Source organism: Sulfuriferula plumbiphila, assembly GCF_009938015.1.
Lineage (GTDB): Bacteria > Pseudomonadota > Gammaproteobacteria > Burkholderiales > Sulfuriferulaceae > Sulfuriferula > Sulfuriferula plumbiphila.
Map to the genome: position 1 here is coordinate 98,895 of NZ_AP021884.1, position 13,871 is coordinate 112,765.

The 13,871-nt window shown below is 59.1% G+C and carries 16 protein-coding genes; 5 read left to right on the forward strand and 11 right to left on the reverse strand.

All coding sequences use genetic code 11. The features are described from left to right. The gene (dprA, locus tag GZH91_RS00455) at positions 1–1,071 is read right to left on the reverse strand and encodes a DNA-processing protein DprA (RefSeq protein WP_147069683.1); all 1,071 of its coding nucleotides are present in this window, start codon (positions 1,069–1,071) and stop codon (positions 1–3) included. Beyond that, the gene (locus tag GZH91_RS00460; protein ID WP_147069685.1) at positions 1,068–2,075 is read right to left on the reverse strand and encodes a LysM peptidoglycan-binding domain-containing protein; all 1,008 of its coding nucleotides are present in this window, start codon (positions 2,073–2,075) and stop codon (positions 1,068–1,070) included. Before GZH91_RS00460 ends, dprA begins: the two co-directional genes overlap by 4 nt. A gap of 168 nt (positions 2,076–2,243) precedes the next feature. On the opposite strand from GZH91_RS00460, the gene def reads away from it, so the two are divergent. The 3 genes from def to htpX all read left to right on the forward strand — a co-directional run bounded on the left by def (position 2,244) and on the right by htpX (position 4,617). Further along, complete coding sequence (def, locus tag GZH91_RS00465; protein WP_147069687.1) at positions 2,244–2,747, forward strand: peptide deformylase; 504 nt, start codon at positions 2,244–2,246, stop codon at positions 2,745–2,747. Between the two features lie 24 nt (positions 2,748–2,771). Beyond that, positions 2,772–3,698, forward strand: a complete 927-nt coding sequence (gene fmt / locus GZH91_RS00470; protein ID WP_147069689.1) for a methionyl-tRNA formyltransferase — start codon at positions 2,772–2,774, stop codon at positions 3,696–3,698. Between the two features lie 61 nt (positions 3,699–3,759). After that, positions 3,760–4,617, forward strand: a complete 858-nt coding sequence (gene htpX / locus GZH91_RS00475) for a zinc metalloprotease HtpX (RefSeq protein ID WP_147069691.1) — start codon at positions 3,760–3,762, stop codon at positions 4,615–4,617. A gap of 73 nt (positions 4,618–4,690) precedes the next feature. Here the strand turns inward: htpX and GZH91_RS00480 are convergent, their stop codons facing one another. From GZH91_RS00480 to metX, 7 genes are all read right to left on the reverse strand, one after another. After that, positions 4,691–5,146 carry a DUF4426 domain-containing protein gene (locus GZH91_RS00480; protein ID WP_223264436.1) on the reverse strand — a complete coding sequence of 152 codons (456 nt, stop codon included), beginning with the start codon at positions 5,144–5,146 and terminating at the stop codon, positions 4,691–4,693. 74 nt (positions 5,147–5,220) lie between these two features. Next, the gene (locus GZH91_RS00485; protein WP_223264437.1) at positions 5,221–5,853 is read right to left on the reverse strand and encodes an ABC-type transport auxiliary lipoprotein family protein; all 633 of its coding nucleotides are present in this window, start codon (positions 5,851–5,853) and stop codon (positions 5,221–5,223) included. A gap of 5 nt (positions 5,854–5,858) precedes the next feature. After that, on the reverse strand, positions 5,859–6,797 hold the full coding sequence (locus GZH91_RS00490; RefSeq protein ID WP_147069693.1) for an MlaD family protein: 939 nt from the start codon (positions 6,795–6,797) through the stop codon (positions 5,859–5,861). Positions 6,798–6,807: 10 nt separating this feature from the next. After that, entirely contained in the window at positions 6,808–7,566 is a 759-nt protein-coding gene (locus GZH91_RS00495; RefSeq protein ID WP_147069695.1) for an ABC transporter ATP-binding protein, read from the reverse strand. Then, positions 7,566–8,681, reverse strand: a complete 1,116-nt coding sequence (locus GZH91_RS00500; protein WP_147069697.1) for an ABC transporter permease — start codon at positions 8,679–8,681, stop codon at positions 7,566–7,568. Before GZH91_RS00500 ends, GZH91_RS00495 begins: the two co-directional genes overlap by 1 nt. A 3-nt stretch (positions 8,682–8,684) precedes the next feature. Then, on the reverse strand, positions 8,685–9,269 hold the full coding sequence (metW, locus tag GZH91_RS00505; RefSeq protein WP_147069698.1) for a methionine biosynthesis protein MetW: 585 nt from the start codon (positions 9,267–9,269) through the stop codon (positions 8,685–8,687). Next, positions 9,266–10,396 (reverse strand): homoserine O-succinyltransferase MetX, encoded by a 1,131-nt coding sequence (gene metX / locus GZH91_RS00510; RefSeq protein ID WP_147069700.1) that lies wholly within the window; start codon positions 10,394–10,396, stop codon positions 9,266–9,268. The genes metW and metX overlap by 4 nt, the downstream gene beginning before the upstream one ends. Before the next feature lie 19 nt (positions 10,397–10,415). Between metX and GZH91_RS00515 the strand changes: the two genes are divergently transcribed. Next, on the forward strand, positions 10,416–10,886 hold the full coding sequence (locus tag GZH91_RS00515) for a hypothetical protein (protein ID WP_147069702.1): 471 nt from the start codon (positions 10,416–10,418) through the stop codon (positions 10,884–10,886). A 76-nt stretch (positions 10,887–10,962) separates the two neighbouring features. After that, complete coding sequence (locus tag GZH91_RS00520; RefSeq protein ID WP_147069704.1) at positions 10,963–11,745, forward strand: DUF2189 domain-containing protein; 783 nt, start codon at positions 10,963–10,965, stop codon at positions 11,743–11,745. Between the two features lie 315 nt (positions 11,746–12,060). On the opposite strand, the gene GZH91_RS00525 is transcribed toward GZH91_RS00520, so the two are convergent. Beyond that, complete coding sequence (locus tag GZH91_RS00525) at positions 12,061–13,482, reverse strand: ammonium transporter (protein ID WP_174861806.1); 1,422 nt, start codon at positions 13,480–13,482, stop codon at positions 12,061–12,063. Positions 13,483–13,493: 11 nt separating this feature from the next. Further along, positions 13,494–13,832, reverse strand: a complete 339-nt coding sequence (gene glnK, locus GZH91_RS00530) for a P-II family nitrogen regulator (RefSeq protein WP_147069706.1) — start codon at positions 13,830–13,832, stop codon at positions 13,494–13,496. Positions 13,833–13,871 lie beyond the last annotated feature (39 nt).

Consider the following 13,871-nt stretch of genomic DNA (forward strand, 5'->3'; position numbering starts at 1 on the left):
TTAAACAATACGTTGGTAGAAACCACCAGGAAGTGTGGCGACACTGCCCTGAAGCTCCCTTTCCAACAGCATGGCGGAAAGCCTATCAGGCGTCAACCCGCAGCGCTCGGCCAGCACATCCATGCTGACCGGTTCAAAACCCAGCGCCGCCAGCAGTGGGTCGTCGCACGTTCCGGTAGCGGCAGCGGCGGGAACGGCAGCTTGCCAGCGCAATTCATCGAGCACGTCCTGCGCCGATTCCACCAGCTTGGCGCCTTGTTTGATGAGCATGTGACAGCCGCGCGCCAGCGGCGAATGGATCGAACCGGGAATGGCGAAGACTTCCCTTCCCTGTTCTGCCGCCAGCCGTGCAGTAATGAGCGAGCCGCTCTGCAAAGCGGCCTCCACCACCAGGCAACCGAGGGCCATACCGCTGATAATACGGTTGCGGCACGGAAAATTGGCGGCGATGGAAGGCGTGCCGATGGGAAATTCCGAGATAAGCGCACCGTCCTCGGCCAACCGATGCGCCAGCGCCCTGTTGCGCGCCGGGTAAACAATATCCAGCCCGGTGCCGACTACCGCCAGGCTGCTGGCCGCGCCCACCAGACCCCCCCGGTGCGCGGCAGCATCAATGCCCAACGCCAGTCCGCTGACGATGGTGAGCCCTGCCTGCGACAGCGCACCGGCAAAAGCTTCGGCGTTGGTCGCGCCCTGAGGCGTGGCGTTGCGGCTGCCGACGATGGCGAGCATCGGTGCACCGAGCAATTCGCGGCGGCCTTTCAGGTACAGCAATGGCGGCGGATCGGGGATTTCCAGAAGACGCGGCGGATAGTCACTGTCGGCCAGGGTGAGCAGATGATTGCCGGGCGCATCGAGCCAGCGCAGAGCAGGTGCGATGGCGGCGTCATCCACGCCGGCCGCGATACGCTGGACAACGGGCTGGCTAAGGTAGGGTTTCAATGCACTGCCGGGTGCGGCGTAGATTTGCTCGGGACCGCCAAATGCGGCAAGCAAGGCACGATAGGACTGTCCGCCCAGCCCGCGAGTGAGCGCCAACCCCAGCCAGGCACGGCGTTCAGACTGGTTCAAGGATTGCGCACAATATCCAGCAGGTTAACCGGGCGATGGGTCTGCATCACCAGCGCGTAACACACCTTGTCGAATACGCGGTATACCATCACCAGCCCGCTACGCGAGTCGGGTAGCCGGATGTTGTCCACCACGTTGCCTTTTTTATACACCGCCAGCACCGTGCCTACGTCCAGGCCATCGCGCTTGCCTTTGTTGAGCACCACGGTGGCATACTGCCCGGCTTCGGATACCCCGCCATAGGTTGAAATCACCCGGCCCAGGATGCTGACCGCGGGGGGGTGGGGAATATAGCGGAACGAGTAGGCGTCAGTAGCCGGTTTGAGCCTGTCACCAGGCTGGATTTCTTCCGACGAGCGGGTAATCAGGATGCGCTGTGGATCACCTTCTGCGACGGTATGCGCCTCGCCCAGGTATTCAACCTGGTAACCCAGAAGCTCTTTGGTGTCGGGGTCTTTAAGCGCCTTGCCGGGACGCAGGATTTTCCAGTTGCGGGTATCGCCCTTGCCGTTGGTGGCGTAGGCCTGGTCGCCTGCTCCGAGGACGATGCGGTCTTCCTGCGCACCAATAATGCGTGGGGCATCGTTGAGCGCACCTTCTTCCATCACGAATGGCTGGCTGATAAACGCACTCACTGCAGACGCCGGGATCGACGGCACACCCTGGTCGGCTTCGGCTTCAACGCGAACTTGCGGGGACAGTTTCACCGTGCCGTATTGTTCTGCCTTGAGCAGGGAAAGCCTGGGCGTGGCGCCGCTGCGGTCGAGCACGATCACGTCACCCGGGTAAATCCAGTGCGGATTTTGAATTTCCTTCCTGTTCATACCCCAGATCTGTGGCCACTTCCAGGGATCCCTGAGGAATTTTGCGGAAATGTCCCACAGGGTATCGCCCTTGACCACAACATAGCGATCCGGCGCATTTTCCTGCATCTTGAGGGTATCGGCATGGCTGGAAAGCGCCATAAAACCAGTTAAAAACAACGATAAAGCGAGCTTGCGCATGGTATCCCCTTGGCGCGGATTTTTTAGTTTGGACCTTGTCTATCACAAGTGCCGTGTAGTAATGTGACGTCTTTCAGACGTCAGCCTGTGTTTTAACGGCTGATTCGGCAATTAATTTAGAGACTTGATCTGGATTCTGCATGGAATGGTTTATGCGGGCAAGCAATTATGGCGCTACTGAATATTATCCACTACCCTGACCGGCGTTTGCACACCATTGCCAAACCTGTTGCGCAGGTAGACGAGCGCATCCGCAAACTGGTTGCCGACATGGCGCAAACCATGTATGCCGCGCCCGGCATTGGCCTGGCTGCTACCCAGGTGGATGTGCACCAGCAGGTGATCGTGATTGACATCTCGGAGACACACGACGAGCTGCGCGTGTTCATCAATCCGAAATTGCTCAAAGCCGACGGCAGTGCAGTGCACGAAGAAGGCTGTCTGTCTGTACCCGGCATTTACGAGAAGGTCACCCGCGCCGAGCGCATTACGGTCGAGGCGCTGGACACAGACGGCGCGTCCTTCACGCTCGATGCCGACGGCCTGCTGGCGGTGTGCATCCAGCATGAAATGGACCACCTCAAGGGCAAGGTGTTTGTCGAGTATCTGTCCAGCCTGAAACAGACCCGCATCAAGAACAAACTCAAAAAGCACCTGCGCGAAACCATGTGAGCGCAGACCTCACCGGTCACTCCCATGCATATCATTTTTGCCGGAACCCCGGAATTTGCCCGGGTCGCGCTCACTGCCCTGCACGCAGCGGGAAACACCGTTGTGTCCGTGCTCACACAGCCGGATCGGCCTGCCGGGCGCGGCATGAAGCTCAAGCCCAGCGCGGTCAAGCAGGAAGCGCTGCGGCTGGGTCTGCCGGTATTACAGCCTGTTTCCCTGAAAGCGCCAGGGATTCAGGATACGCTGCGCGCGCTGGACGCCGAGTTGATGGTGGTAGCCGCCTACGGCCTGATCCTGCCGCAGGCGGTACTGGACATCCCGCGCCGCGGCTGCCTGAATATCCACGCTTCGCTACTGCCGCGCTGGCGGGGTGCCGCGCCGATCCAGCGCGCCATTCTGGCGGGCGACACCGAGACCGGCATCACCATCATGCAGATGGACGCCGGGCTGGATACCGGTGCCATGCTGCGCCGTGATGCCATCCCGATCGCGCAAGACGATACCAGCGCCAGCCTGCATGACAAGCTCGCCATGCTGGGCGGGCGGGCCATCGTCACCGTGCTTGACCAGATGAGCAAGGGCCCGCTCAAGGCAACGCCACAGCCAGATGAAGGTGCGTGCTACGCCGCCAAAATCGGCAAGGCCGAGGCTGCACTGGATTTTACCCGGCCGGCCACCGAGTTGGCGCGTGCGGTGCGGGCATACAATCCCGCTCCGGGTGCGGCTACCCGACTGCACGGCACACCGTTCAAGGTGTGGTCAGCTCACGCTACAGATCACCGCGGCACACCGGGCAGGGTGATCACTGCCGATGCGCAGGGCATCCTGGTCGCTTGCGGCACCGGCGCGCTATGCCTCACCGAGGTGCAGCCCGCTGGCGGCAAGCGTCAATCCGCCAGCCGGTTTTTGGCGGGTCATGCGCTGCCTTTCGGTACACCCTTCGGCAATTGAATTTTGCGCTGCGCGCACCATCTAACCAGCGTCAATTTCGACGGCTGAAAGGAATCAGGCAATGTTTGGCAACTGGCTAAAAACTTCCATACTGATGGCGGGTATCGTCGTCCTGTTTGGCACAGTGGGCATGCTGCTGGGTGGGCAAAAAGGCATGCTGATTGCGTTGCTGTTCGCGGGCGGAATGAACGTGTACGCCTACTGGTTTTCCGACCAGATGGTGTTGAAAATGTACAACGCTCAACAGGTCGATGCCGCCACCGCGCCCGCGTTCTACGCTATCGTGGCTGAGCTGGCCCAGCGTGCCGGGCTGCCCATGCCCAGGGTGTACATTATTGACGAGGCACAGCCCAATGCGTTTGCTACCGGGCGCAACCCGGAACACGCGGCGGTTGCCGCCACCACCGGGATTATTCAGTTACTGAGTCACCGCGAACTGCGTGCCGTGATGGCGCATGAACTCACCCACGTCAAACACCGCGACATCCTGATTTCCACCATGTCGGCTACGGTGGCCGGGGCGATTTCGGCGCTTGCGCAATTTGGCATGCTGTTCGGCGGCGGCAACAACAATGGCGAGCGCAACGTGCACCCGGCGGTGGCCATCCTCATCATGATCGTGGCGCCAATCGCGGCGATGCTGATCCAGATGGCGATTTCACGCGCGCGCGAATTTGGCGCGGACCAGGGCGGTGCGGAAATTTCCGGCGATCCCGAAGCGCTGGCTTCGGCGCTGCGCAAAATCGAGGCCTGTGCGCATGGCACCCCCCTGGAGACGGCCGAACTGCACCCGGAAACCGCGCAGATGATGATCATCAACCCGCTCTCCGGGGACGGTATCAAGAACCTGTTTGCCACCCATCCCGCTACTGACGAACGCGTGGCACGCCTGCTGGCCATGCGCGGCAGGATGGTATAAAGGTTCTCTCGCTCGCGCCCGGCCCAAAAATGAAATGCCGGTTGTAAAAGAAGCGGCTTATGAGGCTTCCTGTTTAAAAAAACGGCCTGCTGAAATTGGCCTGGTATTTCCGCGTTTCACCGGCCGGTTGCGCGCTGACGCTAAATTTCAGCGTATCTGGCGGTGTTACACGAAACTCGCCGAGATAATAGACTGCGCTGCCTTCCCTGATTTCGCGCATGGAAATCTCAGCCAGCTGCGAGCTGAGATTGACCACGGTGGCAGCAAGCACGGCGGGAACCGGCTCGGCGACGCCCAGCTTGTTCTTGCGCAGTACTGCAATAGTGAGTAACCCGCGGTTATGGCTGCGTTCGATATGGTAGTTTTTCGCTACCTCCGGCTGCAGCTCATCGGTGGGCATGGCGTTGTAATGGATTTCAATACTGCCGTATTTGACAACCTGCTCGGCGGGATATGCCTGCCCGGCATGAGCGGCAATAGGTAATGCCAGCAGGCTGGCGGCCAGGGTGAAGGTGACAAGGGCTTTCATACGGGGCACTCCTTTATGGTTATGGTGTTGCTACCAATATAGACAAAATCCCGCAGGCAGTTAAGGAAGCTTGTTTATCGCCGGTCTGCCCCGGTTGCGGGCAAAGTTTGCAGCCACGCCTCAATATCATCGAGCAGCTTGCCGGTGGCAATATTGAAGGCAGCGACAGCACCCGCCGCGTTGTAGGTTGGTGCGGGTAGCTCCTGGATGAACAGCTTGCGCGCCACCAGAACCCGACTGCGCAAATCCATGACTTCTGCGCGCAACTCGACATGGACGCTGCCGGGTGCGGCGCTGGCCTGATGATAGAACGCCAGCAGCCGGGTATCGAGCACCCAGTCGCCCTTGACGCCGCTGCCGCCGGAGGCGACTGTCGCGAAAATACGGTCTGCATCCAGGCGTGTCAGCAGCAGTTCACTCAAACGCTTGCCGGGACGATCTGCCCAGCGCGCATACTGATACAGGCCACGCGTGCCGGGTGCCCGGCTGAAGGCAATACTGTCGGTGTTATAGAAAGCATCGGTTGTGGTGTCCAGCACCAGCAGGGTACGCGGGTTGACGGTGGCAGCGGGCGTAGCATGGCCTGGGTCTTCGAGTACATAAGTGGTGATTTCCGGCGCGTTTTTATTGCCCGCCAAACTAATACATCCGCCCAAACTCAGCGCCAGCATTCCAGCAATCAGGTAGTTTTTAATGTTGGCGCGCATGTTTATTATTCTCCCGGCCCCGGTTGTGGTTTGCCCGTGCCGAACAGGATGCCACGCGGATTGGACAGACGCTGTCCGGCGCTGCTGACAGCGTCGGCGCTGCTGCGCAGATCCCGGCTGACACTGGTGAATTCCAGCGTGCCAATTTCCGCCAGTCCCTGCAAGCGGTTGGACACGTCGCTAGTCTGGCGTTGCAGGTTTTCCATGGCAGTGGTGGCTTGGTTGATTGCGCCGTCGGCATTTTTGCCTACGCTCTGGATGCTGCTTTCGGCACTGCGAGCAGCCCTGGTGATGCTAACACCCGCTACGCGAAACTCATCGGCGGCGTCATGTATGCTTTGCACAGCTGTATTAAACGCCTGCTTATTGTCGGCCAGGTTGGTGGAAATCGCCTGCAGATTTTGTATGGTGTCGGAGATGCCTTTGCGGTTGGCGTCAGACAGCAGCAGATTCACCTTGTCCAGCACTTGCGCGCCGTTTTCGGCCATTTTCGATAGCGCATTAGCAACATTATCCAGGTCCGATTTGCCTTCGGCAATCACCGGGTAACGCTCATTCGGCAGCACCTCGGTCAACAGTGGACTGGTTGCATCCGGGTTACGTATTTCAATGGTCGCTACACCAGTCACAAAGTTACGTTTGACAAGTGCCTCGGCATTGCTGCGTATCGGCGTGGCCTGGTCCACCTTGATATCCATGCGTACTGCATCTAGCCCACCGCCGGCGAACTGGTAGCTATCCACCACACCTACCTTGATGCCGCGCATTTTGACTGCGCTGCTTACATCCAGGCCATCCATGGATTGGTGAGTAAAATAAATCGTGTAATGTCGATAGGAGACCCTGTCTGCTCCACCAGCCAGCCACAGCAGCCCGGCGATCAACAGGAGTGAAACAATCAGCACAATAGTGCCCACCAGGGTATACCGGGCTTCCGCTTCCATAATGCTTCCTTTAGGCCTCTACCACATTGGAGCGCGACGAAAAATAATCGCGTAGCCAGGGATCATCAATTTTCTTCAGTGCCGCCACCGTGCCGTCGGCGAGCACCTGATGATTCGCCAGCACAATCACCCGATCTATGATCGACAAGAGTGTATCCAGATCGTGGGTAATCAGAAACACGGTGAGCCCCAGCCCATCCGACAGCACACGGATAAGCTGGTCGAATGCGCGCGCCGATATCGGATCCAGGCCGGACGTGGGCTCATCAAGAAACAGCAGCTCCGGATCCAGTGCCAGCGCGCGCGCCAGTGCGACCCGCTTGCGCATTCCCCCCGACAACGCGCTGGGCATTTTTGTGGCGGTGGATTCGGGCAGCCCGGCCAGCGCCAGCTTGAGCCGCGCCAGACGCAGGCATTCCGCCTTGGGCAAGCGCGTGTATTCGAGCAGGGGCACCGCCACATTTTGCTCCACGCTCAACGATGAGAATAACGCGCCATCCTGAAACAACATGCCGAAACGCTGGCGCAGGCGGTTGAGTTGCGCGCTATCCGCCGCCCACACGTCCTCGCCAAACAGGCGTGCCGTGCCGGCTGTCGGTTTGATCAAGCCAACCAGTTCCTTGAGCAAAACCGACTTGCCTGATCCGCTGCCACCAATCAGTGCAACCACTTCGCCACGATTCACGCTTAAGCTCACGCCATCGTGTACGCTCTGCGCGGCAAAGCGGGTCACGATGTTATCGAGTTGAATAATGGGTTGCGCGTCCATCAAAATCCCAGCTCGACGAAAGCAACCGCAAACATTGCATTGATAATAATCACCGCGACAATGCTCTGTACCACGGTAGATGTAGTATTTGCTCCTACGCTTTGGGCGTCGCGCGCTACGGTAAATCCCATGCGGCAGGCAATCACGCCGATAAACAGGGCAAACACCGGTGCCTTGATCAGCCCCAACACAGCAGTTTTGATAGGCAGCACCTGATCCAGACGGGCAATGAACGCGGACGCTTCGATTCCCAGCTGCCGCTCGGCCACCAGCATCCCCCCCAGGATACCCGCCACATCGCCGATGAATACCAGCAGCGGTAACGCAATCAGCAGCGCCAAAATGCGCGGTACCACCAGCACGGTGTAGGGCGACAGTCCCAGCACGCTGATCGCGTCAATCTCATCATTCACCTTCATCGACCCGATCTGTGCGGTCATCGCGGCACCGGAGCGTCCCGCCACCAGGATGGCAACGATCACCGGCGCCAGTTCGCGAGACATGGCCAGTGCCACACCGTCCACCACAAAAATGCTGGCGCCATATTGCTGCGCCTGAATGCCAAGCAGGTAAGCGAATACCACGCCCATCAGGAACATCATGGCAAATGCCAATGGAATGGCGTTGACGAATACTGCCTCGATTTGAGCGACAAACTCCTTATGGCGAAATGCGCCAGGGTGGCGCAGCAGTTGCAGCAAATGGCAACTTAACACACCGACAAAATTGACCGTGCCACACACGTGTCGCCATGCCGCCAAAGAGCCGCGGCCAATATGCGTCAGCATGCCGCCACGCGTCGGCGGCGTGGTGATCATGGTGTCGGCAAAATTGCGCGCCACGAGTTCGAACACCGCCGCATGGGCATCAGAAAAATTGACCCGAGTAATTTGTTGCGGGTCTGCCCCGGCGTCACGCATGAGCTCCAGCAAACGCAGTGCGCCGCTGGTGTCCAGTGCGGCGAGGTCGGCGCCATCGAGCACCATGCCGCCGGCTGGCAACGCAGGTAACGGCGCCGACGCCAGGCTCGCCAGATTGTGCAGCAGCCAGTCGCCCGATACCCGCACCACCGCGCTGTCCGCTTGAGACTCCAGGGCAATGAGCGGGGTGGGCATGGATTATTGTACGCGTCCGAAGCGATACACCGCCAGGCTGCCGGCCAGATTGGGCAGGAAGCGCACCGGCGTGCCTGCGGTCATTACCACGCGTTCGCGGATGTGGAAGCCCAGTTTTATGCACAGCGCCTCGAAATCGTGCATGGTGCACAGGTGCACGTTGGGCGTGTCGTACCACTGGTAGGGAATGTCGTCCGACACCGGCATGTTGCCGCGCAGCACTTGCAGACGGTTTTTCCAGTAGCCGAAATTGGGGAAAGTGACGATGCCTTCGCGTCCCACGCGCAGCATCTCGCGCAGAATGGCCTCGGTGTGGCGCATGGCTTGCAGCGTTTGCGACAGGATGACGTGATCGAAGGAGCCGGATTCAAACACCGACAATCCGGATTCAAGGTCGTTCTGGATGATGTTGATGCCGTTTTTCACCCCGGCCAGGATATTGGCGTCGGTCAGCTCCACGCCATAGCCGCGCGCCTGGCGCGTGTCCTGCAAGAATTTGAGCAGACTGCCGTCGCCGCAGCCGAGGTCTAGCACCTTGGAACCCGGCTTGACCCAGTTGGCGATGGTATGGAAATCATGGCGCATCATGACGCGACCCTTTCCATATAGGCACGCACCAGGCTGTGATAATGCGTATCGGGCATGAGAAAGGCGTCGTGGCCATGGCCGGAGGTAATCTCGGCGTAACTCACGCGGCATTCGTTATCCAGCAGCGCCTTGACGATTTCGCGCGAGCGTTCCGGCGCAAAGCGCCAGTCGCTGGTAAATGACAGCACCAGAAAATCTGCCTGCGCGGGTTTCAGGGCGTCCGATAACTTGCCGCTGGCGTGGTGATGGGTGGGATCGAAATAATCCAGCGCCTTGGTCATCAGCAAATACGTATTGGCATCGAAACTTTCGGCGAATTTGTCGCCCTGGTAGCGCAGATAGGATTCGATCTCGAATTCCACATCGTAGCCATAATTGAATGCGCCGGAGCGTAGCACGCGGCCAAACTTGCTGCCCATCACATCGTCGGAAAGATACGTGATGTGCCCCAGCATGCGCGCCAGGCGCAGGCCGCGCCGCGGGCGGGTGTTATGTGCGTAAAAATCGCCGCCGTGAAAATCCGGATCAGTGAGAATCGCCTGTCGCGCCACGTCATTGAAAGCGATGTTCTGTGCGGTAAGCTTGGGCGCAGAGGCGATCACCAGGCAATGGCGCACCCGTTCGGGGTGTTGAATACTCCAGTGCAGCGCCTGCATGCCGCCCAGCGATCCACCCATGACCGCAGCGAATTGCCGAATGCCCAGGCTATCCGCCAGCCGCGTCTGGCTTTCCACCCAGTCCTCCACCGTCACCAGCGGAAAACGCGAGCCGAACGGTTGCCCGCTGGCGGGGTCAATCGAGGCCGGGCCGGTGGAGCCGTGACAACCGCCCAGATTATTCAAGCCGATCACGAAAAAGCGCTCCGTATCGATCGGTTTGCCCGGCCCCACCATGTTGTCCCACCAGCCCGGTTTTTTGTCATGCTCGGCATACACACCCGCCACATGATGGTTGCCCGACAGCGCATGGCACACCAGGATCGCATTGCTTTTATCCGCATTAAGCGTGCCGTAGGTTTCATACACCAGGTCGTAGCACGGCAGCACCGCGCCACTTTTGAGGGTGAGCGGGGTGGTGAAATGGGCGGTCTGGGGTACGACAATGCCAACAGATGAAGCAGGCTGCATGTCTGGTTATAATTTAGCGATGTTAGCGAAGATTATAGCCGCATTCCGTCCCGACCCCACAGCCTTGCGTACGCGCTTTTTACAGCGCTTTGCGGGCAAGACCATTATCGTCCACGCAGGTCTTAGCATCGGCTGGGTGGGCGAGTTGAACAAAGAGGCCGGCGGCGGATCGCATTTTCGCATTGATGCACGTAACGCGCCGGGCCGCAAACCCACCCCGATTGAATGGGTGGTGCACCATCACATTCTGCCGCATAAGCTGCCGCTGCCCTTATTGGTGAAAGTGAACGGCGGGCAGCTGTTGATCCGCCACCTCACCCGCAACCATGCCCCGGTTCACCCTTCCGAAATTTACTGGATGCTGGGTGAATTTCCCGACCGCGCCCACCTTGTGCTGAGCGCCGGAGGCAAGGGCTTTGCCGTCACGCGCGGGATACCGGTGTCGGATAACGCGGTGGATTTTGATGCCGCTTTCAGCGAGCCGGACTGAAATTATCCTGCGAATCCGAAATTGCCATGATGTTCTAGACTGGTAGGGTATCCGCCCATTTACCAAGGAGAAAATCATGGACAAAATCGCCATCAAGCCCAATCTGCATGCGATAGATCTGCCCGCCATCGACCGCATCGCCGGCTACACCCGCCCCTTGCTGTGGTTGCGCCAGGGCTGGAGTGACATGCGGCGCACCCCGCTGTTGAGCCTGGGATTTGGGGCCCTGTTCGCGGCGCTGGGTTACGCACTGGTGCACCTTGCCTGGAACGGGGTGCAGGCGGGGATGACGCTGACCAGCGGGTTCTTGCTGATTGCACCGTTTCTTGCTGTGGTGTTTTACGATCTCAGCCGTCAGGCGGAACATCATCACGCGCCACGTCTCGCGCATATCCTCAAGCCTTTGCGCGCTAACGGTGCGTCGATTGGTTTCTATGCACTGCTGCTGGCATTCATTTTCAGTGTTTGGGAACGGCTCTCCGCCATTCTGGTGGGCGTATACGTATCCGGCGATCAGGTGGGCTTTGCGGGCTTCCCTCATGCTCTGCTGGCTGGTTCCGGACAGTTTGGCTTGCTGCTGCCCTACGCCGTGGTGGGGGGATTGCTTGCAATACTGGTATTCGCGTTGAGCGTGGTATCGCTGCCCATGATGCTGCACCGCAAGGCTGATCTGGCCACGGCGCTGATGACCAGCCTGTGGGTGGTGCGTACCAATCCGCTATTGATGCTGGAGTGGGCGCTCATCATCGTTGCGCTGAGCGTATTGGGTTTTGTCACGTCGTTTATCGCCATGGCGGTGGTGTTCCCGCTTATCGGCCACGCCACTTGGCATGTTTACCGCGATCTGGTGGAACGCTAGGAACAGTCGGGCTTGAAGGAATTCCGCTGTGGCTTTTCGTGTCCGATGGTGCTGGAAGTAAAAACGGCACCGTTTCCGGTGCCCGTGGAACCGCCTGACATTCAATCCATCAGCAGGTAGCTGCTTCTTACCCCCTCACAATGTATTGCTATGTGGGGGTTGCCTTCGCAGCCCACGGTGAATTTCGAGATAATGACCGCAAAAGTCAGCCAGAAAACCATAAAAAACGCCCCTTCCGGGGCGTTTAGGAGTTGGAGCAGGCAATGAGTACCAGTGAAGCCAGTCCGGAACCATATAGCGCTGCTCGTGGTTGGTCTACTCTAATTTCTCACCGTGCAGGCTGATATCCAGACCTTCGCGCTCTTGATCTTCGGTCACACGCAGGCCAATGACCATGTCTACCACCTTAAGAATGATGAAAGTCACGACCGCGTCATAAACGATAGTAACCCCTATACCCTTGGCCTGGATCATTAGTTGAGCGATATTGCCTTCGAGCATGCCGGCGGTACCGCCGATGGCTTTAACAGCGAATACACCAGTCAGCATCGCGCCCACAATACCACCGATGGCATGTACGCCGAAGGCGTCAAGCGAGTCGTCATAACCAATCATGTTTTTCAGGTATACCGCAGCCCAGAAGCACACCACACCCGCAGCGATTCCGATAAACAGCGCGCCGGACGGACCGACAAAACCCGAGGCCGGGGTGATGGCAACAAGACCGGCTACCGCGCCTGAGCAGATACCCAGGAGGCTTGGTTTACCTTTCGCCATCCATTCAACAAACATCCAGCTCAAAGCTGCGGTTGCGGTGGCGATCTGGGTAGCAGCCATCGCCATGCCGGCACGATCGCTGGCGGCAACGGCTGAACCGGCGTTGAAACCGAACCAGCCCACCCACAACAATGCAGCGCCGATCATGGTCAGCACCAGGTTGTGCGGCGGCATGGGCTCTTTGCCATATCCCACGCGTTTACCAATCACCAGTGCGGCTACCAGACCCGCCACACCTGCGTTGATATGCACCACCGTGCCGCCGGCATAGTCCAGCACGCCATCGGCGCCAAGCCAGCCGCCCGGGCCCCATACCATGTGTGCGATCGGTGCGTATACAGCAATCAACCAGGCACCCATAAACCATAGCAGTGCGGAAAACTTCATGCGCTCAGCGAACGCGCCTACAATCAGTGCCGGGGTGATGATCGCAAATGTCATCTGGAAGGTCATGTAAGTTGTTTCCGGAATGGTCGGCGCCAACGCGTTCACGCTATCCAGACCCAGACCCGACAGGAAGAATCGACTCAGCCCCCCCATAAACCCGCTGCCTGTGGTAAACGCCAGGCTGTAGCCAACGATCATCCACAGCACCGTGACCAGGCAGGTGATTGCAAAGCTCTGCATCACCGTGGCCAGCACATTTTTCTTGCGTACCATACCACCATAGAACAAGGCTAGACCCGGGATGGTCATCATGAGTACTAACGCAGTGGAAGTCAGCATCCAGGCGTTGTCGCCAGAGTTGATAAAGGCCGCCGGGTTGGGCGCTGCCGCAGCCGGTGCAGCGGCGGGTGCAGTCGTGGCCGGTGGTGTCGCAGCCGGTGTGGCGCCGGTGTCAGTTGCCGGAGCCGCTGCGGCTGCCGGGGCAGCGGCTGGCGGTGCCGCCTCGTCTGCGCTGGCCATGCCGGACAAGCCCAGCGTGCACAGCATGCTGATTGCAATGAGCCATTTCTTCATGTTGCTCTCCCTTAAAGTGCTTCAGGCCCGGATTCGCCGGTGCGGATGCGCACGACTTGCTCCAGGTTGAATACGAAAACCTTGCCATCACCGATCTTGCCGGTGTGTGCGGATTTCTCGATTGCCTCGATCACCTGATCCAGCAGATCGGCCGCAATCGCCGCCTCGATTTTGACCTTGGGCAGGAAATCCACCACGTATTCCGCACCGCGATACAGCTCGGTATGCCCCTTTTGCCGTCCAAAACCCTTCACCTCGGTCACCGTGATGCCCTGCACGCCAATGGCGGACAGCGCTTCACGCACCTCGTCGAGCTTGAACGGCTTGATGATTGCCGTAACGAATTTCATGTTATCTCCTTAAACACAGATTGAGCCAAGGGTTCTATC